The organism is Microbacterium songi (assembly GCF_042747925.1).
In the GTDB taxonomy this organism is placed as follows: Bacteria; Actinomycetota; Actinomycetes; order Actinomycetales; family Microbacteriaceae; genus Microbacterium.
Map to the genome: position 1 here is coordinate 71,226 of NZ_JBHZIE010000013.1, position 24,538 is coordinate 95,763.

General features: G+C 65.1%; 18 protein-coding genes. 9 read left to right on the forward strand and 9 right to left on the reverse strand.

All coding sequences use genetic code 11. From position 1 onward, the window contains the following. Positions 1 to 32: 32 nt before the first annotated feature. On the reverse strand, positions 33 to 1,532 hold the full coding sequence (locus ACFM35_RS15840; RefSeq protein ID WP_378843813.1) for an MFS transporter: 1,500 nt from the start codon (positions 1,530 to 1,532) through the stop codon (positions 33 to 35). Between the two features lie 99 nt (positions 1,533 to 1,631). On the opposite strand from ACFM35_RS15840, the gene ACFM35_RS15845 reads away from it, so the two are divergent. Continuing rightward, positions 1,632 to 2,264: a TetR/AcrR family transcriptional regulator gene (locus ACFM35_RS15845; protein WP_378843815.1), complete on the forward strand. Its 633-nt coding sequence runs from the start codon at positions 1,632 to 1,634 to the stop codon at positions 2,262 to 2,264. 92 nt (positions 2,265 to 2,356) lie between these two features. Here ACFM35_RS15845 and ACFM35_RS15850 read toward each other — a convergent pair whose 3' ends face one another. Continuing rightward, a complete protein-coding gene (locus ACFM35_RS15850; protein ID WP_378843817.1) occupies positions 2,357 to 3,007 on the reverse strand; it encodes a hypothetical protein in 651 nt (216 codons plus the stop codon). 160 nt (positions 3,008 to 3,167) lie between these two features. Here ACFM35_RS15850 and ACFM35_RS15855 point away from each other — a divergent pair, with 160 nt between their 5' ends. The 3 genes from ACFM35_RS15855 (at position 3,168) to ACFM35_RS15865 (ending at position 7,416) form a co-directional block, all read left to right on the forward strand. Further along, positions 3,168 to 4,331 carry a polysaccharide deacetylase family protein gene (locus ACFM35_RS15855; protein ID WP_378843819.1) on the forward strand — a complete coding sequence of 388 codons (1,164 nt, stop codon included), beginning with the start codon at positions 3,168 to 3,170 and terminating at the stop codon, positions 4,329 to 4,331. Positions 4,332 to 4,615: 284 nt separating this feature from the next. Beyond that, positions 4,616 to 6,178 (forward strand): sugar transferase, encoded by a 1,563-nt coding sequence (locus tag ACFM35_RS15860; protein WP_378843821.1) that lies wholly within the window; start codon positions 4,616 to 4,618, stop codon positions 6,176 to 6,178. Positions 6,179 to 6,246: 68 nt separating this feature from the next. Beyond that, positions 6,247 to 7,416, forward strand: coding sequence for a glycosyltransferase (locus tag ACFM35_RS15865; protein WP_378843848.1), 1,170 nt, complete (start codon positions 6,247 to 6,249; stop codon positions 7,414 to 7,416). Positions 7,417 to 7,502: 86 nt separating this feature from the next. Here ACFM35_RS15865 and ACFM35_RS15870 read toward each other — a convergent pair whose 3' ends face one another. Then, positions 7,503 to 8,795 (reverse strand): lipopolysaccharide biosynthesis protein, encoded by a 1,293-nt coding sequence (locus tag ACFM35_RS15870; RefSeq protein ID WP_378843823.1) that lies wholly within the window; start codon positions 8,793 to 8,795, stop codon positions 7,503 to 7,505. A gap of 234 nt (positions 8,796 to 9,029) precedes the next feature. Between ACFM35_RS15870 and ACFM35_RS15875 the strand changes: the two genes are divergently transcribed. Next, positions 9,030 to 10,175, forward strand: coding sequence for a polysaccharide pyruvyl transferase family protein (locus ACFM35_RS15875; protein ID WP_378843825.1), 1,146 nt, complete (start codon positions 9,030 to 9,032; stop codon positions 10,173 to 10,175). Between the two features lie 21 nt (positions 10,176 to 10,196). On the opposite strand, the gene ACFM35_RS15880 is transcribed toward ACFM35_RS15875, so the two are convergent. The 3 genes from ACFM35_RS15880 to ACFM35_RS15890 form a co-directional block, all read right to left on the reverse strand. Next, on the reverse strand, positions 10,197 to 11,018 hold the full coding sequence (locus ACFM35_RS15880) for a hypothetical protein (protein ID WP_378843827.1): 822 nt from the start codon (positions 11,016 to 11,018) through the stop codon (positions 10,197 to 10,199). 51 nt (positions 11,019 to 11,069) lie between these two features. Further along, positions 11,070 to 12,215 carry a glycosyltransferase gene (locus ACFM35_RS15885; protein ID WP_378843829.1) on the reverse strand — a complete coding sequence of 382 codons (1,146 nt, stop codon included), beginning with the start codon at positions 12,213 to 12,215 and terminating at the stop codon, positions 11,070 to 11,072. Between the two features lie 192 nt (positions 12,216 to 12,407). Beyond that, on the reverse strand, positions 12,408 to 13,049 hold the full coding sequence (locus tag ACFM35_RS15890; protein ID WP_378843831.1) for an arsenate reductase/protein-tyrosine-phosphatase family protein: 642 nt from the start codon (positions 13,047 to 13,049) through the stop codon (positions 12,408 to 12,410). A gap of 227 nt (positions 13,050 to 13,276) precedes the next feature. On the opposite strand from ACFM35_RS15890, the gene ACFM35_RS15895 reads away from it, so the two are divergent. The 4 genes from ACFM35_RS15895 to ACFM35_RS15910 all read left to right on the forward strand — a co-directional run bounded on the left by ACFM35_RS15895 (position 13,277) and on the right by ACFM35_RS15910 (position 20,555). Beyond that, positions 13,277 to 14,662, forward strand: a complete 1,386-nt coding sequence (locus tag ACFM35_RS15895; protein ID WP_378843832.1) for a tyrosine-protein kinase domain-containing protein — start codon at positions 13,277 to 13,279, stop codon at positions 14,660 to 14,662. A gap of 173 nt (positions 14,663 to 14,835) precedes the next feature. Next, positions 14,836 to 16,209, forward strand: coding sequence for a glycosyltransferase family 39 protein (locus tag ACFM35_RS15900; RefSeq protein WP_378843834.1), 1,374 nt, complete (start codon positions 14,836 to 14,838; stop codon positions 16,207 to 16,209). 653 nt (positions 16,210 to 16,862) lie between these two features. Next, positions 16,863 to 19,139, forward strand: coding sequence for a right-handed parallel beta-helix repeat-containing protein (locus tag ACFM35_RS15905; RefSeq protein WP_378843836.1), 2,277 nt, complete (start codon positions 16,863 to 16,865; stop codon positions 19,137 to 19,139). A 114-nt stretch (positions 19,140 to 19,253) separates the two neighbouring features. Next, entirely contained in the window at positions 19,254 to 20,555 is a 1,302-nt protein-coding gene (locus ACFM35_RS15910) for a hypothetical protein (RefSeq protein WP_378843838.1), read from the forward strand. Between the two features lie 4 nt (positions 20,556 to 20,559). On the opposite strand, the gene ACFM35_RS15915 is transcribed toward ACFM35_RS15910, so the two are convergent. From ACFM35_RS15915 to ACFM35_RS15925, 3 genes are all read right to left on the reverse strand, one after another. Further along, positions 20,560 to 21,639, reverse strand: coding sequence for an acyltransferase family protein (locus ACFM35_RS15915; RefSeq protein ID WP_378843840.1), 1,080 nt, complete (start codon positions 21,637 to 21,639; stop codon positions 20,560 to 20,562). Beyond that, positions 21,636 to 22,658, reverse strand: a complete 1,023-nt coding sequence (locus ACFM35_RS15920; RefSeq protein WP_378843842.1) for an acyltransferase family protein — start codon at positions 22,656 to 22,658, stop codon at positions 21,636 to 21,638. Before ACFM35_RS15920 ends, ACFM35_RS15915 begins: the two co-directional genes overlap by 4 nt. 88 nt (positions 22,659 to 22,746) lie before the next feature. Then, positions 22,747 to 24,538, reverse strand: a 1,792-nt coding sequence (locus ACFM35_RS15925; RefSeq protein ID WP_378843844.1) for a PKD domain-containing protein, incomplete at its 5' end; no start/stop codon positions are given.

Here is a 24,538-nt window from a genome sequence, read left to right on the forward strand (position 1 = left end):
CGGCGTCCGCGTCAGGCGAGGGCACCGAGACCTCAGTGCGCGATGACCGGCTCGGTCGGGGCTTCGGTCGCCTCCGACGGCGTGTGCGAGAGCGAGAGCCCGTGCCCGCGCCGGCGGAAGAGGAGTGCCGAGACGACGGCGCCGAGCGCGAAGAACCCGGCGCCCCACCAGTAGGCGGTGGCGTAGCTGGCTATCGCCGCCTGCACGCCGACCTCCGGGGTGACCGGCGTGTGCGACGCGAGGTAGTCCGCGGCGGCGGTGGCCGCCAGCGTGTTCAGCAACGCGGTGCCGATCGAGCCGCCGACCTGCTGGCTCGTGTTGACCATCGCCGACGCGACGCCGGCGAACTGACGGTCGACGCCGAGGGTCGCGGTCTGCATCGAGGCGGGCATGATCGTGCCCATCGCGAAGCCGATCAGCATGAGCGGCGGCATGACGTTCGCGGCGTACGTGCTCGACGCGTCGAGGAACGTGAGCCAGATCATCCCGCTGACGCCGAGCAGCATGCCGACCGGCACCAGGATCTTCGGACCGAAGCGCGGCACGAAGATGTTCGTCCCGAGCTGAGCGGCGAGCACCAGCATCCCGATCATGGGCAGGAAGGACAGCCCGGTCTGGATCGGCGAGTAGCCGAGCGTGAGCTGCAGGTAATAGGTCACGAACAGGAAGATGCCGAACATGCCGGCGCCGGCGATCATCACCGAGAGGTACGCGGCGCCGCGGTTGCGATCGAGGACGATCGACAGCGGCAGCAGCGGATGCTCCGCACGGCGCTGCCACAGCACGAACCCGACGAGCAGCACGGCCGCGGCCGCGAGCATCCCCCACGTGAGCGGTGAATCCCAGCCGTCGGTCTCGGCGTTCGAGAACCCGTACACCAGGCCGAAGAGCGCGCCCGAGATGAGCAGGGTTCCCGGCACGTCGAGCTTGGGTCGCGGACCGGTGCGCGTGATGTGCGGAACGTAGATCATGGCGCCGATCAGGGCGAAGGCGGCGATGACGACGTTGATGTACAGGTTCCAGCGCCAGTCGAGAGCCTCCGTGAGGACGCCACCGAGCAGCAGTCCGACTGCGCCGCCGGCCCCGGCGATCGCGCCGAAGACGCCGAACGCGCGGGCGCGCTCCTTCGGGATCGTGAAGGTCGTGGTGAGCACGGCGAGCGCCGTGGGAGCGAGAAGGGCCCCGAAAACGCCCTGCAGGGCACGGGCCGCGACCAGCAGTTCGAACGAGCCGGCGGCGCCCCCGAGAGCCGAGGCGATCGCGAATCCGATCAGGCCGATGATGAACGTGCGCTTGCGCCCGAGGAGGTCGGAGAGCCGGCCACCGAGCAGCAGCAGACTCGCGAAAGCGAGTGAGTAAGCGGTGATGATCCACTGGCGCTGACCGTCCGAGAATCCGAGATCGGCCTGCGCGGAGGGAAGGGCGATGTTGACGACGGTCGCGTCGAGAACGACCATCAGCTGGGCGAGCCCGACCACGACGAGCGTGATCCAGCGACGATTGTCCGTCGCGAGGGTGGGTGAAGAAGACATGACGATGACTATATACGGTACTCTTGAGTTCCGGATCTACATGGTTCAGGAATTTACCCGCTGGTAACGTTCCTCGGGAGCGAAAGGGAGGTGGCCGCGATGACGCAGACCGACCTCATCGACGACAAACCTCGGCTCGGACGCAAACGCGATCACACGCGCGATCCCGAGATCCTGGATGCTGCGCTCGACGTCCTCGCCGAGACCGGGTACGACGGCATGACGATCGAGATGGTGGCCGCCCGCGCCAAGGCCGGCAAGGCGACGCTCTACCGCCGGTGGGCGTCCAAGCCCGAACTGGTGCTGGAGGCCGTGGCCTGCATGAAGTCCGGGGGCGCCGACTTCACCTCGCCGCCCGACACCGGCACGCTGCGCGGCGACCTGGTCGCGATGATCAAGTCGCCGAGCATGAAAGACAGCCAGCGCAAGCTCAAGGTGATGGCCGGCATCGTGTCGATGATCGCGCGCTCGCCCGAGATGGCTTCCGCCGCCCGCGAGGCCCTCGTCGAGCCGCGCGCCGCCGCGAATCGCATCATCTTCCGCCGCGCGATCGCCCGCGGCGAGGTCGACGCCGACGCCGACCTCGAGACCCTCTGCATGATCGGCCCCGCCATGATGGCCTACCGGGTCCTCATGCTCGGCGAACCGGTCACGCGCGACTTCCTCGTCGCGACGATCGACGACGTCATCCTGCCCGCCGCCGGCGTGCGCGCAGAGAGCGCCACCGCCTGACCGCGCACCGGAGATCTGCCGTAAGACAGGACGTCTCCCGCGCATCCGCCCGTCTGCGGCCGCGCGCCTGTTCTCGACGCGCCGCCGGCGCGTCAGATCCCGAGCAGGGTCTTCGCGACGGCGACCGCGGCAGGTCCGTCGAGCACGGGGTACCCGTCCCAGTTCCCGCCCGTGATGCTGATCTGACGATCCGGCATCGACACGATGGTGATGATGACGGATGCCTCGCCCTCCGGCACCTCGGTCGTGTACGCGGTGCCGCCGGCGGCCTCGATCGCGGCATCCGGCACCTCGTCCAACCCCGCGGAGGCGAGATCGTCGGGGCTGAGCTGCTCGGACGTATCGGACGACACGATGACCTCGACGGCGCGCGGGGCCGCGGCATCCGTCTCTCCCCCGGTCTGCCATCCGCAGGACTGCCCCGACTCCACCGCTCCGCTGCCTTCGCGCAGGGTCAGACCGCCGATGTACGGCTCGACCGCGGCCTGGATGGGGGCGCAGGCGCTGGCCGCCTCTTCGGGTGATCCCGGCTCGGGGGCGGGCTGCGGCGCTGTGGTGGCGCCTGCTTCGGGTGAGGCCGACGCTCCGGCCTGCGGCGCGGCCGACGTCGGCACGCGCGTCGCCGTCGCGGACACCCCCGCCGACGGGGACCTCGTCGGCGAGGCGTCGGGCGCCGCCGTGCATCCGGCGAGCGCGAGAACACCCGCGATGATCAGCACCAGAGTCGCACGCGTCGTCGCCATGGTCCCAGGCTAACCGGCCGCGACCCACCCCTTCTCGCCGCGCGGCTCCGCTGTGCCGCGGCGCGTGGCCTACCACACTGTGGACCCGGGAGGGCCGTCTTGGACGTTTATGATCGGAGCGGACCGCAGAGATGGCGGGGAGGACCGACGGAGGCCGGGCATGAGCGAATCGCGACGACAGCGACGGGGTCCCTCGCTTCGGGCCCGGCGACGTCGGCGCCTGTTCGCCGTCCTCGCTTCGGCGGCGGCGATGGTCCTGCTGGTCGTCGGCGCCTTCGTCTGGGTGCCGACGCTGATGCAGAGCCCGATGCCGGCCGCGGCATCCGCTCCGGCATCGCCCGTCGCGACGCCGACGCCCGACCCGGAGTTCACGCCGCGCAGTGACGCCGAGCTTCTGCTCGCGCGCGTGGACGACCCGAACGTCTGCGCCGTGTCGTTCGCCGGCGACGGCATCTCCGACACTCCGGTGCTCGAGACGCAGGGGACGCCGTACGCGCATCTTCCTTCGCCCGCTCGCGAGGGGGCGGTCTTCGCGGGCTGGTACACGACGCCGGCGGATGCCGCGGCCTTCACCATCACGCAGCGCGTCAACGGTTCGCGCGCCGTCGCGTGCACCGATCGTCAGATCACCCTCACGGGTGCGTGGAAGTCGCCCGAAGAGAACGTCGCCGAGAAGGCGAAGGTCCCGATCCTGATGTACCACCAGTTCACGACCAAGCCCGAGGGCGAGAGCGGCTGGCTGCGGGGCAACTACGCCTTTATCGGCGATTTCGACGCGCAGATGAACCACATCGCGACCGGAGGCTTCTACCTGCCGACGTGGCGCGAACTCGGCGATTTCATCGACGGCAAGCTCTACCTGCCCAATCACTCGGTGATCATCACCGATGACGATGCCGACCAGACGTGGTTCGATCTCGCGGCGCCGGTCGTCGACAAGTACAAGCTGCTCACGACATCGTTCATGATCACCGCCTACCGGCAGGACCCGGCGCCCAACATCTACGTGCTGCGGCGCTCGCACACCCACGACATGCACAAGGCCGGCGCGAACGGCAAGGGCGAGATGGTGAATCTGCCCGCCGATCAGATCGCCGCTGACCTCGAGACCTCGGCGTCCGTCCTCGGCGTCAAAGAGGTCATCGCCTATCCGTTCGGGCACTTCGACGACACGTCGAAGAAGGGCGTCGCCCAGGCCGGCTTCGAGATGGCCCGCACGATCGAGCCGGGCTACGTCTCGATCGGCACCGACAAGCTCGCACTGCCGGTGCAGCGCATCAACTACGGCATGGGCGTCGACGCGCTGATCGGCATGATCGGTTAGCGGCGGTGCACGCAACAGCCGGAAAACCGTGTCGGCGGACAACTTTCGGTGAACAAGATGAAACGAACTGTTAACGTGCACCGTTTGCAGCCACGGAATCTCCCGCTACAGTAGGTAGCAGCGAAGGATCCCGTTCTACGGAGATCTTGCTGGGGCAATGTTCCGATATGGGGTCGGAACAGGATCAATATCCTTCGCGTGTCACGGGCTCAGCCCGACTGGGGAATAAGAACAATGGGTTTCTGGGGAACCGATTTTTCGTGCGCTCATTTTGATGGTGCACGATGACTGCCGTCGACGATTCGTTGCGCAGCACGTCTATCGTGCTGCCGGGCATCTTCTCGCCGGTCGCCGCACCACGGTCCGACGTGGCCGTACCGCGCACCGTGGTCACGCCGCGCTCGACGCCGACGCTCGAGCGTCGCCGCCGGTGGGAGAAGATGTACCGCACGCGTCTGGCGATCACGGACGTCGTGATCGTGTTCGCGGTCACCGCGCTCACCACCGTCGGTCAGCTTCAATTGCTGGCTCCTGATCTGCTGGCGGCGGACCCCGCGATCCTCGCGCGTGTCCCCCTCGTGTCCGCCCTGACGTGGCTGATCGTGCTCGGGCTGTTCCACACGCGGAGCGCCGACATCATCGGATCGGGCAGCACCGAGTACAAGCGCGTCGCGCACGCCACCGGCCTCGCCTTCGGCATCCTGGCGATCGCCTTCGTCCTGTTCCAGTGGCAGGGCATCCGTGTGCAGCTCCTGTTCGCTCTGCCCGTCGGACTGGTCGCCCTGCTCGCGGGTCGCTGGGCCTGGCGCAAATGGCTGCTCGGCCAGCGCCGCTTCGGCAACTACATCTCGCGGGCACTCGTCGTCGGTCATCGCGAAGACGTCGAGTACGTGATTGACACGCTCCAGCGCAACCACCTCGCCGGGTACATGGTCGTCGGCGCCACACTCGAAGACGACGACAACGATGCAGCCGCCGTGACGGTCGGTGGCATCACGTACGACAACGTGGGCACGGCCAACACGGTCGCCAAGGTGGCGAACGTGCTCAGCGCCGACACGATCATCGTGGCCAGCAAGCCGGACAACGATCCCGACTACATCAAGCAGCTCAGCTGGCAGCTCGAGGGCACCGCTGCCGAGATGGTCCTCTCCAGTCGGCTGGCGGATGTCGCGGGGCCGCGCATCTCGCTGCGCCAGGTGGAGGGCCTCCCCCTGATCCGCGTCGCGATCCCGACCTTCGCGGGCGGTCAGCACGTGCTCAAGCGCGCCCTCGACATCCTCGTCGCCGGATTCGCGATCCTGATGCTCTCGCCGCTGCTGCCCGTGCTCGCGATCCTGATCAAGACGGACTCGCGCGGTCCGGTGTTCTTCCGTCAGGAGCGCATCGGGCGCGACGGCACCATCTTCCGCATGGTGAAGTTCCGCTCGATGGGAACGGACGCCGAAGCGCGGCTCGCAGACCTTCAGGCCGAGAACCAAGGTTCCGGTCTGCTGTTCAAGATGAAGTCCGACCCGCGGGTCACCCGTGTCGGCCGCGTCCTGCGCAAGTACTCGCTCGACGAGCTCCCCCAGTTCTGGAACGTGCTCGTCGGCGACATGAGCGTCGTCGGTCCGCGACCGCCGCTTCCGAAAGAGGTCAGCGAGTACGACGGCACGGTCTTCCGCCGCCTGTACATCAAGCCGGGCATCACGGGCCTCTGGCAGGTCAGTGGTCGCAGCGACCTGTCGTGGGATGAGAGCGTGGGGCTCGACCTCCGCTACGTTGAGAACTGGTCGGTGATGAACGACCTCATGATCATGTGGCGCACCGCCAAGGTCATGATTCAACCGAGTGGGGCTTACTGAAGATCGTGCACACGGACCGCCAGGATTCTGACGACCACCCCGCTTCGATCGCGCCGCTGACGATCGCCATGGTCGGCACCCGTGGCGTGCCGGCAGCGTACGGCGGATTCGAGACCGCCATCGAAGAAGTGGGAAAGCGGCTCGCCGAGCGGGGACATCGCGTGATCGTGTACACCCGCGGGTCCGAGTCGAAGGAGAAGACGTACCTCGGCATGGAGGTCGTGCATCTTCCCGCGGTGCCTCAGAAGCAGGTCGAAACGCTCAGCCACACCGGGTTCTCCGTCGTGCACGCGATGGCGGGTCGCAAACCCGACGTCGCGTTCGTCTTCAATGCGGCGAATTCTCCCTTCCTTCCGCTGCTGCGCGCCCGGCGCATCCCCGTCGCTCTCCACATGGACGGTCTGGAGTGGCGGCGTTCCAAGTGGGGCGCCAGAGGCAAGGCCTACTACCGATGGGCCGAGGAGTTCGGCGTGCGAAAGGCGGACGCTCTGATCGCGGATGCCCCGGGTATCGCCGATTACTACAGTCACCAGTTCAACGTCCCCACCGAGATGATCCGCTACGGTGCTCCGATCCTCGAGTCAGCGCCCGAAGAGGGTGTGCGCGAGCTGGGTCTGGAACCGAACGGGTTCCACCTCGTCGTGGCGCGTTTCGAGCCGGAGAATCACGTTCTCGAGATCGTCGAGGGCTACCGGCACAGCGATGCGCACATGCCGCTCGTCGTGGTGGGCTCCGCTCCGTACAGCGCCGACTACACGCAGGCGATCCGCGCGGCGGCCGCCGACGATCCACGGATCCGTTTCCTCGGGGGTGTGTACGACCAGGACCTCCTCGACGCCCTGTATTTCCACGCCTTCACCTACGTCCACGGGCACTCCGTCGGCGGAACGAACCCGTCGCTCCTGCGGGCCATGGGCGCCGGCACGGCCGTGATCGCATACGACGTCGCCTTCAACCGCGAGACGCTCGACGATCAGGCCTGGTTCTTCGACTCGACCCGCGACGTCACGGGGCACTTCGCCGCCGTCGAGGCCGATCGCGAGCGTGCTGCCGAACTGGGCGCGAGCGCCCGCTCCCGCGCGCGGGATGTCTTCCGGTGGGACACCGTGGCCGACGCCTACGAGGACCTGGCCGCACGGCTGGCCGATCGTCGCTCGATTCATGCAACAGGCCGGAGAGCGCGCCGCGCAGACGGTGAGTGGGATGGCCGCAGCGCGGCGCCCTCCGCCCACACGTGAGCGCGACCACCCGCGAGGTCGTCGTAGTGTCGCCTCCTCGAAGGACGCCCTCATCGGCTTCCGGCCGAACGGGCGAGGGCACTCGGTCAGACGAGCGTTGAGGTACCGACCACGTCCTCGCTGGCGGCGCGACGTCGTTGATCGCGTCGGACGTAGATCCAGTTCGCGAACAGCTGGAAGAGCAGCACGCCGATGATCGACCCGATCACGGGACCCACAGCTCCCCACTGGATCGCCAACAGCACAGAGAGACCCACGTTAACCGGGAGCATCGCCAGAGCCATATATGCCTGGAACCGCAGTCCTCGCGCGTCGGTCATATACATCCCCAGCGGGCTCTTGGCGGCCTGGGCCACCATCAGCACCGCGAATGCGATCACCAGTGCGATCGGGAGCTGAATGACCCCACCTGAGGCGAGCTGCGCCAGGAGCGGTGATGCGAACGACATCGCGGTCACAGCGACGAGTGCGAACGAAGCGAAGATGAGCGACAGCTTGACGGGCGACACCTCGGAGATCCCCGTCTTTCGTGCTCGCGCGAAGACGGGCCACAGAGCCATGCTGGCGGCGACGGATACCGAGAAGATCGGATTGAACATCTGCGAGGCGAGCGAGTACGTGGACAATTCCGTCACGCCTGACGTGTGGCTCAGGATCAGGCGGTTGGACTGCATGGCGAGAGGCAGCGCAACCATCTGAATGAGCATCGGCCATGCTGTGTCAAACACCCGACCACCACGAACGCTGAACACACGCCAGGCGTCCCGGAAAGCCTCTCCCAGGATCGGGCGAATGCGGCGGTTGGCGAGGAACAGCATGATCGCGCCCGTCACGGTGAGCCCGGCGTAGGAGATGACCGCGACGAAAGGACCGATATCGACTCCGATGGCGATGGCGCCGAGAAGCGTCAGCAGCACCATGGGAGTCTGCAGGCCGCCGACAAGGATCGCGACGAAGTTCAGGTGCAGGCCGATCAGGATACGTTGACCGAACCCGATGAGCATGGCGAGTGCAAGCGCCATGATGCAGAGGCCGGCCGCCAGCTCACCTGTCTGCCCGTCGAGCCCCTCGCCGAGAAGGGTCGACCAAGATCCTGTCAGGGTGAGGATCGCGGCGATGACGGCCAGCGTCGTGGCCGACCCCGCCAGGATCCTCATCGAAGTGATCAACGTGCCGCGGAGGTTGGCATCGGTGCGAGGGTCTTTGGCCTCAGCAACCGCATTCATGATCGCCGCTGAGATCCCGAGGTCCGCAAAGGGGATCAGCGAGACGATCCCGACGAGGAGCATGTACTGGGCGTAAGAAGCCTCGCCGTAGTTGTCGATGATGAGGCGGGTGACCACGATTCCGAGAATCGCGCTGATAGGCAGCACCATCATGCGAGCCGCCGCACTGCCGCCGACGGACTTCAGTAGGCCGCGGCGTGTCGAAGCTGCCGTCGGGTGTACTTGCTCTTCCAAAGCCAATGGAATCCCCATTCCCCCACACCAATTTCTCATGGATCGACGGCCACACGAAATCAGCGTGACGATTCACACCTAGCTCGAAGCGGCAAGCGTGGGAGCGGCCGGCCGGGCACATGGCCGCATCAGCCGCACTGGTAATATTTCGGAGTGAACACATCGGCCCGAACGTCCTCAAGGCCGCTGGCCATCGCTCACATCGGGGCATTCTCGATGCCCAATTGGGGAGACAAGCTCTACCCTGGTGCGCTCGCGTCGCTCTTGGACATCCTCGGTGTCCCCGCTCAGCTCTCGCACTACTGCCCCGTGCCGGGAAGCACTTCCGCGGGCGAGGCGATCCTGCCGCTGGACAAGGTCCGCGATAGCGATACGGATGTCGCGCTCGTGGGCGGGGGAGATCTGCTGCGTTTCGACAATCGGACGGTCGCGATGGACCACCTTTCAGTACCGAGTGCGGACCGCGGCAAGAGGATCAATCGCCTTCGCGCGCGCTGGTTCGGTGCACGCCACTTCCTCAACGGACCCGGAGCATGGGCGCCCGCCGAGCCGTGGATTAGCACAGGCCCGTCAGTCCTCATCTCCGCGGGCGTCCACACCGTCCCCGCGGACTCTGCGGCCCAGAAAGCTGTCGCGAACTACCGTGCCGCGTGGGTCCGGACCCACAACGGCGCAGACCGCTTGGCGGGTGCGGGAGTCGCCCGCGATCGGATCGTCGTTGCGCCCGACATGATCTTCGCGATGCCCGACTTCGAAATCGCAGACCGCGTCCGCGATCGAGGAGAGGCGATCTTCCATCAGCATGCGGGACTCTCTGATGCGCCACTCGTCTTCCACGCGGCTCAGTTCCACGGCTGGCCGCTCGATCGCGTGAAGAAGGTGTTGAGCGGGCTGAAGGGCATACCCATGGTGACATTGTCGTTGGGTTCATATGCAGGAGAGGACCGGCTGCTGAGCGCTGCCGCCGCCGAGTTCGCCATCCCTACACTCCACGACCTGCCCGCGGATGACATCACCGCGGTCCTTGCCGGAGCCGGTGCGGTGTTCACGACGAGCATGCACGCGGCGATCGTCGCCGCATCGTTCGGGACGCCGGTCCTCGTCCCCGGTGTGGGCAAGACACGAGATGCCTTCGCGGTCCTGCCTGAACCGCCGACTCTCCGCGAAGTCGAGGATGACACCCTCCGCGCGGCCGTCGAGGAGCTGCTCGGGCGCCGGCTACCTCACTCGCGGAACGCGAATCGCGACGCAGTCATCGCGGCTTTCGAGGCGACCCTTCACGCGGCCGACGTCATCTGAAACCCGTCGTGCCGGGAGCGTTCACCGAGTGACAGGGCGTGGAATCGTCCGGTGGAACCGCAGCCCATTCCCCTCGGCCACGTCCTTCGGGAGGTGCGGCACACCGCGAAGGTACTCCTGGCCCTCCTTCTGTGCTGCGTCCCACGAGTATGTGCTCGCGACCGCTCGGCTCGCGTGTATGACTGCCAACGAGTCGATCACTCCCATTCGCATCTTGGAATCGGTCATCACCTGCGCCCACTCGAAGTCGAGGCCCCAGCCGTACCGGAGGTCGGTGGGAAAGGGAAGGAGCTTACGCATCGCGTCGGCGCGGATCAGCGTGACGGGGCCGATCTCGACGAATTGTGTATCTCGGGCAATGGTGAGGAACCGGCGCTTCGTCAGCGGCCAGTTCGCGTTGCTCAGTCGTGTCTGAGCAGGCTGCGCGAGCGACAGGTCGAGGCGCTCGCACAGTTCGATGGCCTGATCCAGAAAGTGCCGCGGCACGATGACGTCGTCATCGATGATCAGAAGCCAGTCGACGTCGGCCAGCGATTCCGTCAGGACGTTCAGATTCTGAAACTTGCCTGCTGTCAGATGCGCATGCGACGTCTCGTCTCGCAGTTCCGTGGCGATGTCCCCCATGGCGCCGAGCCGAAAAACCACGTCGTGCCGGGATGACGACAGCTCCTCGACAAGCGCGGCGATCGGCTGCGCCTCCCGATAGATTCCGACGACACCGACGGTCCGCTTCGGGCCGCGAAGCGACATCATGCGCAGTGAACGCCCGAAGACCGTGTCGACCCTTTCGGCCACTCGGCGGCTCGCGCGCTTGACGCCGAAACCGCGTGTTTTGATTCGCACGCGCATTCTCCTCGCAGACGTGACGCTCGCTGTCGTCACGCGATCAATGATTTAGAGCTCTCCGGGAGCCACGGACTGACGGTCCAACTCCTGGATGATCTCACGAGCACGACTCGGTGTTGCACTCGCACGTCGAGGAGCGTAGACAACGAGAGAGTGGAACAAGAACCGAACGAAGAAGGCCACAGCCAAGGTGATGGCTGTCGCGATGACACTCGAGACGTGACCACTGCTGACCATGAGAGCCATGATGGGGATGCGCACAAGCGCTTCAGCGTTGTTGAACGAGAAGGACTTCGCGAATCTGGAGCCCACGCCCGACGCCTGGCCGCGCATGTCATTGAAGACGAAACGCTCGATGAGCAGGAAATTGGCGATGATCGTGAGCTCGGCCGCGATGATGGCGGCGACGATGTAGTTCACCCCGACGGCGGTCAATGCCCACACGATCGCGATATTGGCAAGCGCGCCCACTCCGCCGATGATGGCGAAACCCGACATCTTGCCGAAGCGAAGCGATGCGAGCTGGACGAGGAAGTGCAGTCCTTGTCGGAACGATGCCTTCGACTCGCCACCGTGACGGTCGGCGAACTGGAACGGGATCTCCGCCACGCGCAGCGTCTTGCGCGCCAAAATTTCGAGCAGAATCTTGAAGCCTCGCGGTTGAAGCTGCTCGATGTCGAGACCGCGACGATCAACGAGGAAGAACCCCGTCATAGGGTCGGAAACATCCTTGAGCCTGATCGGGAACATCGCGCGCGTCACGAGAGTGGATGCCCGCGACACGAGGACTCGTGATCGGTCCGCAAGACCCCCCGCTGTCCCGTCCCCCATGTACCGCGATGCCACGACGACATCGACGTCTTGGCGTCGCGCACGAGCGAGCATCTCGGGAATCTTCTCCGGAGGATGCTGCAGGTCACCGTCCATGACGAGGCAGTGATCCGCCTCCGCCGCAGCGATACCCTCCAGGACCGCTCCGCCCAGTCCGCCGGCCGGCTCGTCCCTGTGTATGAGCCTGACCGGCAAGGATGCGGCTGACGCGACCTGCCGGATGACCTCTGGCGTGTGGTCTTTGCTGTCGTCGACGAAAATAATCTCCGCGTCGAGTCCCGCCGTGGCGAGCGTCACTCTGCGAACCAGTTCGGCGATGTTCGGTGCCTCATTGAAAGTGGGCACAACGATCGTGATATCCAAGGTGCCCCCCAAGACACTGTCGACTGGGAATGGCGAAGATCGAAATGACCTCACCTGACACATCGCGCAAACCCCAGTAGGCGCGAATCCCCACGACTTACGATAGCGGTTCCCGTGCTGCGCGACAACGCGACGTATGGCGAGCGCGTTACAAGACGCTGAGCATTCGCTGGATCACTCCGAGATCTTCAGTCAGGGAGTCTCGAGCACATACTTGATGCGCGCAGCGAGGACGCCGGCATCGGCGTACATTTCGTCGAATAGCCGGCGATGACTCTGCCCGCCGGTTCGATGATGGTCCGGGATGTCGAGCGGCGAGTCGGGCGCCGCCCTTCTACCCCCGAGTCGTGGACGCACAGTGGCTCCGGGGAGGTCCAGAGTCCCTCGTCGGGCGTTGATGGCGCTGGCGAATTCGCGCAACGAGGACCGGCGGGACGCGACGCGCACTCGTGCGAGCTCGTCCGCGCCCAACTCCCGCTCGGAAAGCAGGATCGCCTCGCGGACGGTGTAGGCGCGCACACGGGCACCCGGGCTGAGCAGGGCGATCGCGGATCGCTGCCTCTCGGTGGCTGTGAGAATGAGGTCGGCACGCACGACGTCCTCCTGCTCGAGTGCCGTGGATCCGTGTTCGACGCCCACCGAGATGCCGTGTCCTCGCAGGTTGCTCTCTGCGACCGAGCAGATCTCCGCCCCCGCAGTCACAGTGGTGCCACGACTCGCCACGACGAAGGTGTGCCTGTCGTCACCGGCCAGGAGGGAGTTCACGACGGCCGCGAGATACGGCGAACGACAAACGTTCTGCTCGCACACGAGAAGGACACGATGAACCGCCACGGTTTCGGCCTCCCCAAAAGACTCGGTCCGACCCTACCAGCCGACATGAAGGGCACCGGCATCAGAACCGTTCGACACCAGCGACCGATATGATCCCGGCCGTCGACACGGAGCCACGCAGCGACTGCGTGGCAGGCGCTGCCATCGATTCCATCCCTGACCAGACAGAATGGGGGGGTGGCGCCATCTTCGGGCCGCACTCAACGCCGTACGCGAATCGAGAAGCCGTGACCTTACGCGATTACCTGGTCTCCCTGAAGAAGCACTGGGTGGTTGTCGTCGCGCTCGCACTGCTCGGAGCCATCGCGGGGTACGGCTACTCGCAATTGCAACCCGAGATCTTCCGCTCCGAATCGACCGTGATCGTGATCCCCGCCCGTGGCGACAACACGAACGAGTTGGTTCAGGGCTCGAACTACGTCGCCAACCTCGTGCAGACCTACGCTGTCGTCGCCACATCACCGACGGTGCTGAATCCCGTCATCGAGGATCTCGGGCTGAACACTTCTGCGTCATCCTTGGCGGGAACGATCACGGTCGAGTCCCCGCTCAACACGGTCGTGCTCAATATCGCCGTCGTGAGCCGCGACCCCGCACTCGCACGGGATGTGGCGGATGCTGTCGCGAGCGAATTGGCCTCCGCCGTCCAGGGGCTCTCGCCCCAAAACGCCGAGGAGCAGTCAGCGGTACGCATAGAGACGATCTCCCCTGCCAAGTTGTCGCAGTTCCCGGTTTCGCCCAACGTCCGCCTGCTCACCATCGCAGGTGCGATCGCGGGGCTGATCGCCGGAGTGGTTTTCGCTCTCTTGAGGCGACTCCTCGCTACTCGACTGACCAATGCCGGCGACATCACCGCTCTGACCGATACGCCGATCCTGGGTGACGTCTCGCAAACACCCGGGAGTAGGCCTCTTCCCGCCCTGATCCGCGCCGATCCCACGGGCTCGGCCGCAGAGTCGCTGCGAAGCATCGTCGCGAACCTGCGCTTCGCTGACGTCGACGGCAAGTCGAAGGTGCTTTTGATCACCTCCGGAACGTCGGGTGAGGGCAAGTCGTCCATCGGTGTGTCCATTGCCCAGATCATGGCCGAACAGGGGGCGAAAGTGCTCCTCGTCGATGCGGATCTGCGACGCGCATCAGTGGCCACGTATACGCAGCTCGAAGGCTCAGTCGGCCTCACCACTGTTCTCCTGGGTGACGTGAGCATCGCCGATGCCGTTCAGATATGGGGCAACGACGGTCTGCACATCCTCACGAGCGGAGTGCTCCCGCCGAACCCGGGACAACTGCTCACCTCTGACCACTTGGTCGAGTTCATCGAGACAGTGCGTGCGTCGTACGACTACGTCATCTTCGACAGCGCTCCCGTACTCGCCGTCAGCGATCCTCTCCTCCTTGCTCCGGTCGTGGATGGCATCGTCCTGGTGGCGCGATCACGTGTGACCAAACGGGACATGATCCTCCGCACGATCACGGCGTTCGAAACCACTCGGGTCCCCATCCTCGGAATTGTCCTGAACGGTGTCAAGCGTGTCAAGAACACCAGTCCCTACTATCGGGCAGAGGAGAAGAAGCGCCCCTTCGGCCTGCCCCCTGCAACGTCATCGACGTGACGGTCGAGCGTGCGATGGAAGGCTCGACGCGACGCTCCACCTGGTTGACGTCCGCGATACTGTTCGTCACGGCAACCGCTCTCGCGGCTGTCATGTCGCCGAGCGTGTCGATCTGGACAGATGAAGCCGTCACGATATCGGCCGCAACCCGATCTCTCAGTGAACTCTGGGATTTGATCCAACGCATCGACGCGGTGCACGCCCTGTACTACGCAGTGATGAGCGTGTGGGTCGACCTCTTCGGCGCCTCCCCTTTCTCGCTGCGGCTTCCGAGCGCCTTGGCGGGCGGCGGAGTTGCAGTGGGGGTGTACCTACTCGCGCGCGTGATGACGACACCGCGGACTGCCCTCGTTGCGGCGATTGTCAGCATGACCCTTCCGCGTCTGACCTGGGGAGGTATCGAGGCAAGGCCGTTCATCTTCTCGGCGCTCGCTGCGATATGGGCGACCTACTTCCTCGCCGTGGCGCTCGCGCGACGGCGAGTGGCCCCATGGGTGGCTTACACCGCCACGGCAGTCGTGGGGATCGGCCTGAACGTGTACCTGGTCACGCTCGTCGCAGCCCACGCCGTCACCGTGGTGCTGCTCGCCCGACGCGACAGGTTTGCCATCGTCGGCTACATCGCCGCGGCAGCCGCCGCCGGAGTCCTCAGTATCCCGCTGCTCCTGCTCGTCAGGTCTCAGCAGGGGCAATTAGGCGGGAACGGGGACCGCAGCTTGCCGAGTATCGTGCGTAAGATCCTCGTGAATCAATTCTTCCTCGGGGAGACCCCCGACCCGGATGCCTCGGCAATGTGGTTCACGGTCGCGTGGCAAGGCGCGGCGCTGCTTGCCGCGGCCGTCGGAATCGCAGCGATGCTCATCGCGATGGTCAGGCCGGCGGCACCGGGCGATGACAAACGCCGTGTCCTCGCTACCGCCATTCCCTGGATCATCCTGCCGACCGCCGCGATCGGCGCCTACGCCGTCGCCGTGTCACCCATCTACCAGCCGCGGTACTTCACTTTCACGGCGCCGGCGGCGGCTCTCCTCATCGCCATGGGCCTACGGGCTGCCGGACGTCGCTGGTACACAGTGGTCGGGGTGGTCCTCTACGCGATGAGCATCGCTGTGATCTTCGTCTCGCAGCGGACCCCCTTCGCCAAGTCAGGGAGCGACTGGTCTGCTGTCGCAGGCATCATCGCGCAGAACAGGATCGAAGGCGACGGTGTGTACTTCGCTCCTCGGTACCCCGATCAGCGCGACGTCGTCGAGATGACGACGCGGCGAATAGCGGCCTCTTACCCGGGGTTTTTCGGCGGATTGACCGACCTCACGCTGGAGCGTACGGGTGCTGAGACCGCCACATTGGACGGGTTCTCCCGCCCGATAGACAGCGCTGCCACGCCGCTGTCCGCCCAGACGCGTGTGTGGGCGATCTTCAACCAGAAATCCCTTCCCGCAGTGCGGGCGGAGAGCAGCGAACTGTTCGCGAAGCTGGGATTCGAGGCAGAGGTCGTCTGGAACGGTCCATCCACTCTCGTCATCGAATACACCAGATCAGACTGAATACGCATGAGTCCGCGGTGTTACCGCGACGTGAGATTCATCTCATCTGGCTCGGGAAACTATTTACCCTTAGGTAGGTTGGCTTTCACCACCGACGCTCAACCCGATGAGCCTCTCATTCCCCGCCGACCCGATGTTTCGTCGCGCCTGCGCACTGACGTGCGCCGTGTTCGCTTGGACCTCGCCGACTCCCGGAGACGACTCCACGTGACCATCTGTTCCCCTCGCGAGCGCGCTCTCAGACGGCGCTTCGGGACCTTTGGCCCTGGTCGGGCCGTCTCCGAGGCCGGAATGTTGGGCCACAACCCCGTCAAGGGCTTTCTGCTCGCACACGATTCGAAGGATCTCCGATGACTTCCGCTCATACTCCGCTCGCCCGGTCTCATGGAGACATCCCCGCGATACCGACCGCTGATCCCGTCGGTAGACGACGGCGCTCGCGAGTGACTTCGGTTCCGCCTTCACGACGGAGGTGGCGAGCCGTCGGTGCAGGAGTAGCCGCTCTCGCCGTCGTCGCCTCTGCGCTCGTCGGGCAAGCCGCGTTCGGCGCCTCGTCCGTCGTGGTCAACGATGCTTTCGACCGGACGATGACGACGGGATGGGGCACGGCAACGGTCGGCGGAGAGTATCGGGGGACATACCAGCCGGGAGCGATGACCGTCGCTGGCGGGGTAGCGAAGTTCACCTTGAAGCCCAATGAGAGCGGATCCGTCCTCCTCGGCGACGCGACCGCGGCCGATGTACGCTCGGACGTCACCCTCCGCCTCGATGCGCTCGCCGGCAGCGCCTATTACGCCACGATCCTTCGGTACCAGGCCGATGGCTCGCACTATCGCGCCCGTGTCGAGCTGAACTCAGCCGGAGTACCGTTTCTTGCCGTCTCGCGCCTGAACGGCAAGACAGAGACGTCGATCGGAGTCGTGAAGCTCGCCTCGAGCATCAAGAACGCGGGTTGGCAGACCCTGTCCTTCTCCATCACCGGGCAGTCGCCCGTCGTCATCCGCGCCAGCCTCACGCCCGCCGGTGCCGTTGCCGCGACGCCGCAGCTGAGTGTCACTGACGCGGGGGCCGGGCGCATCTCCTCGGGAGGGCGAGTCGGATGGTGGGGCTTTGCCTCAGGCGGCTCGGGTGATACGACGCTGTCCCTCGACAACCTGACCGTCACGAACGGTGCCGCCGCGCTGTCGACCTCGACGCCGGTCGCAACCCCCACCCAGACTCCGACCCCGACGCCGACCCCGACCCCGACCCCGACCCCGACCCCGACTGACCCTGCACCGATCGCGACCACACCCGTCGCCACGGCGACGGGGCGGGGCTCGCTTGCGGTGGGAAGCGCTGCCTACGCCGTCCCTTCAGGGGCGTTGTTCGTGAAGAACACCTCGACGCAAGCCACCCAGAACGGAGCCATCGGTACGCCGTTCAAGAGTGTGCAGAAGGCCGTCGACGCCGCTGCCGCCGGATCGACCATCGTCATCCGGGGCGGTACTTACAACGAGTCGGTGTCGATCCCCGCGGGCAAGAACCTCACGGTTCAGGCGTACCCCAACGAGGCGGTCTGGTTCGACGGGTCGGTGCCGGTGACCAACTGGGCCGCATCCGGCAAGGTGTGGGTGGCTGCGAACTGGACCCCACAGTTCGCCAGCGACATGAGTGGCATGGCTTCGCGGTTCGTGAGTCCCTCATACCCGATGGCCGGACACCCCGATCAGCTCTTCATCGACGGCGTCGCGCAGCGACAGGTGGCATCAGCGTCGCAAGTGACGGCAGGTACGTTCGCCGTTGACTACACGAACAAGCGCCTCATCTTGGGTACCAATCCGTCGGGAAAGAGCGTGCGGGCGAGCAATTTGAATCAGGCGTTCAACGTCATGGCTAAGTCCACCACCCTGCAGGGGTTCGGCGTTCGGCGGTACGCCACGACGCACGGATCGAGCGGAGCCGTGCGCATGCAGAACACGAACGCGACCGTACGCAATCTCGTCATCGTCGACAATGCGATGATCGGTTTGTCTGTGGGGAACAACGACACCCTCGTCGATCGGGTCACCTCTCAGCGGAACGGGATGATGGGGTTCGGTGCAAATGCGGCGTATCGCCTCATCCTTCGCAATTCCGTGATCACCGGCAACAACGTCGAGAAGTTCAAGGACGCGCCGGTCGCCGGCGGAGTGAAGATCACGCGGTCACGCGACGTGGTCATCGACAACGTCGACACCAGCAGCAACACCGGCTCCGGCATCTGGTTCGACGAATCCTGCTACAACGTGAAGGTCACGCGGTCCACGTCCAACTACAACACCACTACCGGGATCCAGCTCGAGATCTCCGCCAAGGCGATTCTGGCGGGTAACCAGACGATCGGTGGAGGCACTGGCGTCATTGTGATGAACACGTCCGACGTGCAGATCTTGAACAGCGACTTCGGGGGCGGGGTCTACAACGGCATCAGCCTGAAGCAGGATGCGCGTCGCCCAGCGACCGCCTCGACCGGCTGGGATCCCCGTGTCGGTAAGAACGACCCGGCGATGACATGGCTCGTCAAGAACATCACGGTCTCCAACAACGTGTTCGGGTCGCCTGGACGCATCTCCGTCAATGCCCTGGATGGCTCGACGAATCGCGCCGTGGACACCTGGAACGTCGTGATCAAGGGCAATCTCTTCAACAACAAGGCGGCCGGTGGACCCACAATGGTCGCGTGGGGCAAGGGTGACAATAAGTCGCTCGAGGTCTACAACACTCCCGCTGCACTCGCTGCCGCGAAGGGGTCCACCTGGACGAACGCGATGACGAGTTCAGCGAAGAGTGTCGCTCAGATGGCCGCCGACGCCCAGGCCAATGCTGCTATCGCCGTCCCTCTCTCTGCCGAGGTTGCGAGCCTGCTGGGCTGGGCAACGGGAACCAAAAAACTCGGCTCGGGGCAATAGCGTTGGTCTGAGAACGGGGGACGGGTCTGGAGCCCGTCCCCCGTTCTCGTGTCCGCGAGGCCGTGGCCGGCGGGCAGAGTGCAAGGCGCGGGTCATCGTCTGACAAAATCAAGTGTGCAGACACCCCGCACGCTCAGTGTGCTCGACCGGCCGATCACTATCGAAGCCGCTGTCTCCGTGGTGCTCTGCGTCATTCTCGGCGCCCGCATCAACGCCGTTCCCTTCGCTCCCGTCGCCGGGCTGGTGGGGATTGCGCTTCTGCCCGCGCTCATTCCCACTATCCGACGCTTCCGCACCATCCCGACCCTCCTCATCCTGCTCGCTGTCTCGTTAGGCGCGGGAGTAGCTCTGACATCGTTCAGCTCCGCCACACATGACACGAGCATGTCTCTCGCAATCTCTCACTCAGCAATGGTCGTCGCTCTGATTGGCGGGATCGCTGTTCTGCTCTTCGCCCGTGCACACATCGGCACTCCATGGACCGCGATCTCGTACGGAGCTGGCATGGTGGGGGGCATCTTCTTGGAGCCGGTCTCGGGCTCGAACGCTTGGCGGTTCACTTACTCGCTCCCGATCGCCGTGCTGGTACTTGCGATCCTGTCGATGCGTCCGCGTCTCGCCCCCCAACTGCTCGCGCTCGTAGGCCTGGGAGTGATCGGACTTGTCAACGACTCGCGTTCGAACTCAGCGATGCTCTTCCTCGCGGCGGCCATCCTGCTGTGGCAGCGATTTTCCCGGGCTGTGTCCAAGGGTCGGCGTCGCGCCGGTAACATCATCGGCTTGATTCTTGTTGCCGCCGGCTTCTTCCAACTCGCACAGTTCAGCCTCCTCGAGGGGTACTTCGGGGAGGTCTCGCAGGACAAGACCGCCGCGCAGATAGCGACGAGCGGAAGTCTGCTACTCGGGGGTCGGCCAGAAGCATCCGCCTCGTTCGCCATCATTCGCGAATACCCGCTCGGTCTCGGCTCAGGCACGCTTCCGACGGGCGGCGATGTGACTGCAGCCAAGACCGCGATGCAGCAGATCGGGTACGACCCCAACAACGGCTACGTGGAGCGATTCATGTTCGGCAGCGGAATCGAGGTGCACTCGATGCTCGGCGACTTCTGGATCTGGTTCGGGTTGGCGGGCCTCGCCGCCTGCGTAGTCATGGTCACCACCGTGGTCTGGGGCCTGGAACACCGGTTGCGCTCCGCCGGCCTCACGGCGTTGCTCGCCTACCTTTCCGTGCGATTCTTCTGGGACCTTCTATTCAGCCCTGCCTCGAGCTCCATGAAGTTCGTCACACTGACGATCGCTCTGGCAGCCATTGCGATCACCGAAACTACCCCCGCCGGGCTGCGGGCGAGGGATCAGTTACAGCGAGGCGCGGATGCCACGGTGGGCGTCCATTCCTACCCGTCGATGCGTCGCTGAAAGCTCAGCCGGGCCGTCCAGGCGTAACCGAGACTGTGTCCCGGGTACGTTGACCTGAGAAGCGCAGCTTCTGGGCCGGCCGTTCGATAAGGAACCAGCTTGCGACGGCGAGCGGAATGACCGCCGCGACCGACATCAAGAAGAATCCCGCGACGCCCGCGCCGGCAAGACCCAAACCAATGAGCATCTGCTGGGCGGGATATCCGTAGATGTATGTGCCGTACGAGATGTCGTTGCGCAATCGGAGCGCCGGCACTTTGATGAGCGCACCCCCCACGATGCAGAGATACGCGAGCGGAAGCGCTGCAACCAGCCGGTAGTCAGGCAGCCAGCCACTCAGCACGACGAGACAGGCGCTCAACAAGACGAGCCATGGAGACGCGGGGAGCTTCGTGCGGAATACGTAAAGTACAGCCCCGGCCAGGAACATGGTCCCGAATCGCGCAGCGTGGTGGAGAAGGTACAGCTCAGGGAAGAGGGGCTTCACGACGACGAGGGTAAGGAGAGAGATGACGAAGAGAGACGCAACCACCGCTCGGCGGTTGAGGAGACCGATGAGCCCGAGTGCGAGGACGGCGATGTAGCAGATGAACTCCCACGCCAGCGTCCACAGCGAACCATTCCATACACCGGACTCGGCCGGCGCAGCCCCCGTGGGGGTGCCGTCGATACCCTCCTGGAATATCCACAGGAACCAGTTGCGCCAGATATAGCCCAGCGAGTCGGCCCAGAACTGCGGCGACATGGGGTGTCCGGTGATGAGCGCGTGAAGCGGGGACAAGATCAGCGCTGTGACGCCCAGACAGACCCAGAACGCAGGGAGGATCCTGAGGCAGCGAGCACGCGCATAGGCACGCCAGTCCGGGCGGCGGATCCAACTGCTGACGATCAGGTAGCCCGAGATCGCAAAGAACCCGTCGACGAAGGCACTGCGCATGATCGTCTCGAGAGGGACGATCCCCGTGGATGTTCCCAGCATGGTGAAGGAATGGCGAAGAAGCACCCCCGCCGCGAGGAGGAGTCGCACGGCGTTCAGCGCATTGAGGCGCGGATCGAAGACATCCTCCAATGATTTGCGCATCATGGTCGTCCTCCCAGAGCCCGAACGGCAACACGGGGGGGCTGGTACAAGTAGCTCAGTGGCGTCGTCTTGCTGGCCGCGCGGTGAAGCATTACGGCCAAGGCGATCGCGACGGCTGCGACGACGGGAGGCACCGCCCAGGTGAAGGGCGAGGCGAGATCGATCAGCCCAGGAAAGGAGAAGAAGACGATCGAGATCGCAATGACGATGGGGGTGTGTGCGAGGTAGATCGGAAGCGTCTGCCGGCCGAGCCCGCGAAAGAGACGCGCTCCGCTGAATGCGCGGCTGATGGCGATCCCAGCCAGCACTCCCACAACGCAGTTCAGGAAATAGACGCCGGGCAGCGCGCGGAAACCCAGCTCGAACAGAGCAATCGACAGTGCAGCCCACGCGAGGAAGACCGCGGCGAGAAGCCACGGGGAGCGTCGAGAGAAGGCCACGATGATTGACCTCAAGTAGAGGCCGGCGATGAAGAAGAAGTAGAACTTGACGCTGCCCGTGAGCCCCGTCGTCGTCGTCAGCCAGATGGTGAGACCCCCCGCCGAGAGAAGTCCCGCGGCGATCAGCTGAACGGCGACGGGCACCGTGCGCGACAGTTTGGCAACGATGAAGAACAGAGCGAGCGCCCAGATGAACCACAGCTCGAAGGGGGGATCCGCCGGCGCCAGGAAGACGTCCCGGATTCCGGCCAAGATGTTCACCTGCTGACCAGCCGCCTGCAATCCGGTGAGCTGCACGGCCATCCCGATGATGGACCAGATGACGAGCACCCACATGAAGAGCAGCACTTTGGTACGAAGCAGTTCTCGCCACGGAGCGATCAGCCATTTGGCTGCGAAGAGACCCGACAACACGAAGAACAGGGGCATTCGCAACGAGGATGCCACCGTGTTGATGTCCACCCACATCGACAGGTCGAGGCCCGTGCCGGCCATCCAGTTGGTGGCGTGGAACAACGCCACCAAGGAGATCGCGATGCCGCGACCAGCGTCAACCCACTCGAAGCGGTTGGTCTGCACCATCACTTCTCTCCGTCGCGGATCTGCACGGGCACCCGGAGGGTCCGGCACGCCAGGCACCCTTCGAATGACGTTGTCCTCGGGCATCGTGTCACGGAATGGTGGGGTCGGTGATCGTGATCTCGGGGAAGGTGACCTTGACGGGGTACGCCGCAGCCGACGTCGGGACGGTTGACGAGACACCCACCGATCCTGCCGCCTGCAGAGCAGCCGTCGCATCGGTCCGCGTGACCTGCCAGGCAGCAGGCTCCGTGTCCGTGCTCTTCCACAGCTTCCCTGACAGCGAGGTCGGAGCAGTGCCCTTCACCTCGAACGCGACGTTGTACACCGCGCCCGGCGTGATCGTCAGACCCGGCACCGTGTAGCCCGAACCGATCGCCGTACCACCGCGCATCACGTGCAGGATCACCGTGCCATCAGCGGCCACCCGCACCCGCAGCAGGTACTGATCCGCACCCACCTGCCGGCCGATGAAGCTGATGTACTGAGCGTTCGCGATCTTGTCGACCGAGAACGAAGCCGAGAGCTTCGTGTTCGCACTCGACACCGATCCCAGCGAAGCCTGCTGCCCGGCCGACGTCGTCAGCGTCAGAGAACCTGCGCCGTCAGTCACACCGAACCGCGCAGCAGTACCCGCGATCGTCCACGCACCACCCTGATCCGCCGTGCCCCAACCACTGACAACCGTCCGATCGAACACATCACGAGCCAACACATTCGACACCACCGGCGGCGCGGTCACCGTGACGACGCCTGTCTTGACACTGGTGGCACCGGAGTTATCGGTGACAGTGAGTGTGACGGTGTAGGTACCGGAAGCAGCGTAGGCGTACGTGGCGGTCGCACCCGTTGCGACACCACCATCACCGAATGCCCACGCGTAGGACGCGATGGTCCCGTCCGCATCTGTGCTCGATGAGCCGTCCACCGCGACACTGAGCGCCGCGACAGAGGAGGTGAACGCTGCCGTCGGAATCTGGTTGACCGCCTGCACGGTCACGTCCCGTGTCACCGTGGCTTGGCCGCCTCGATTGTCAGTGACCGTGAGGGCGACCGTGTAGGTTCCGGACGCCCCGTACGCGTGGCTGATCGCCGGCGTAGAGGCCGTCTCCGTCGTTCCATCACCGAAGGCCCAAGAGTATGAGGCGATCGTCCCGTCAGGGTCGGTGCTCGCCGATGCATCCAGTGCAGCCGTGAGCCCCGACGCAGTGGCGCCTACCGCGGCGACGGGAAGCTGGTTCGGCGCGGTCGGTGTGATGGTGGGGTCGGTGATCGTGATCTCGGGGAAGGTGACCTTGACGGGGTACGCCGCAGCCGACGTCGGGACGGTTGACGAGACACCCACCGATCCTGCCGCCTGCAGAGCAGCCGTCGCATCGGTCCGCGTGACCTGCCAGGCAGCAGGCTCCGTGTCCGTGCTCTTCCACAGCTTCCCTGACAGCGAGGTCGGAGCAGTGCCCTTCACCTCGAACGCGACGTTGTACACCGCGCCCGGCGTGATCGTCAGACCCGGCACCGTGTAGCCCGAACCGATCGCCGTACCACCGCGCATCACGTGCAGGATCACCGTGCCATCAGCGGCCACCCGCACCCGCAGCAGGTACTGATCCGCACCCACCTGCCGGCCGATGAAGCTGATGTACTGAGCGTTCGCGATCTTGTCGACCGAGAACGAAGCCGAGAGCTTCGTGTTCGCACTCGACACCGATCCCAGCGAAGCCTGCTGCCCGGCCGACGTCGTCAGCGTCAGAGAACCTGCGCCGTCAGTCACACCGAACCGCGCAGCAGTACCCGCGATCGTCCACGCACCACCCTGATCCGCCGTGCCCCAACCACTGACAACCGTCCGATCGAACACATCACGAGCCAACACATTCGACACC

Coding starts and splice junctions, on each gene's coding strand:
- ACFM35_RS15840 (WP_378843813.1), bottom strand. CDS start 1,532: ATGTCTTCTTCACCCACCCTCGCGACGGACAATCGTCGCTGGATCACG.
- ACFM35_RS15845 (WP_378843815.1), top strand. CDS start 1,632: ATGACGCAGACCGACCTCATCGACGACAAACCTCGGCTCGGACGCAAA.
- ACFM35_RS15850 (WP_378843817.1), bottom strand. CDS start 3,007: ATGGCGACGACGCGTGCGACTCTGGTGCTGATCATCGCGGGTGTTCTC.
- ACFM35_RS15855 (WP_378843819.1), top strand. CDS start 3,168: ATGAGCGAATCGCGACGACAGCGACGGGGTCCCTCGCTTCGGGCCCGG.
- ACFM35_RS15860 (WP_378843821.1), top strand. CDS start 4,616: ATGACTGCCGTCGACGATTCGTTGCGCAGCACGTCTATCGTGCTGCCG.
- ACFM35_RS15865 (WP_378843848.1), top strand. CDS start 6,247: ATGGTCGGCACCCGTGGCGTGCCGGCAGCGTACGGCGGATTCGAGACC.
- ACFM35_RS15870 (WP_378843823.1), bottom strand. CDS start 8,795: ATGATGGTGCTGCCTATCAGCGCGATTCTCGGAATCGTGGTCACCCGC.
- ACFM35_RS15905 (WP_378843836.1), top strand. CDS start 16,863: ATGACCGTCGCTGGCGGGGTAGCGAAGTTCACCTTGAAGCCCAATGAG.
- ACFM35_RS15915 (WP_378843840.1), bottom strand. CDS start 21,639: ATGATGCGCAAATCATTGGAGGATGTCTTCGATCCGCGCCTCAATGCG.
- ACFM35_RS15920 (WP_378843842.1), bottom strand. CDS start 22,658: ATGGTGCAGACCAACCGCTTCGAGTGGGTTGACGCTGGTCGCGGCATC.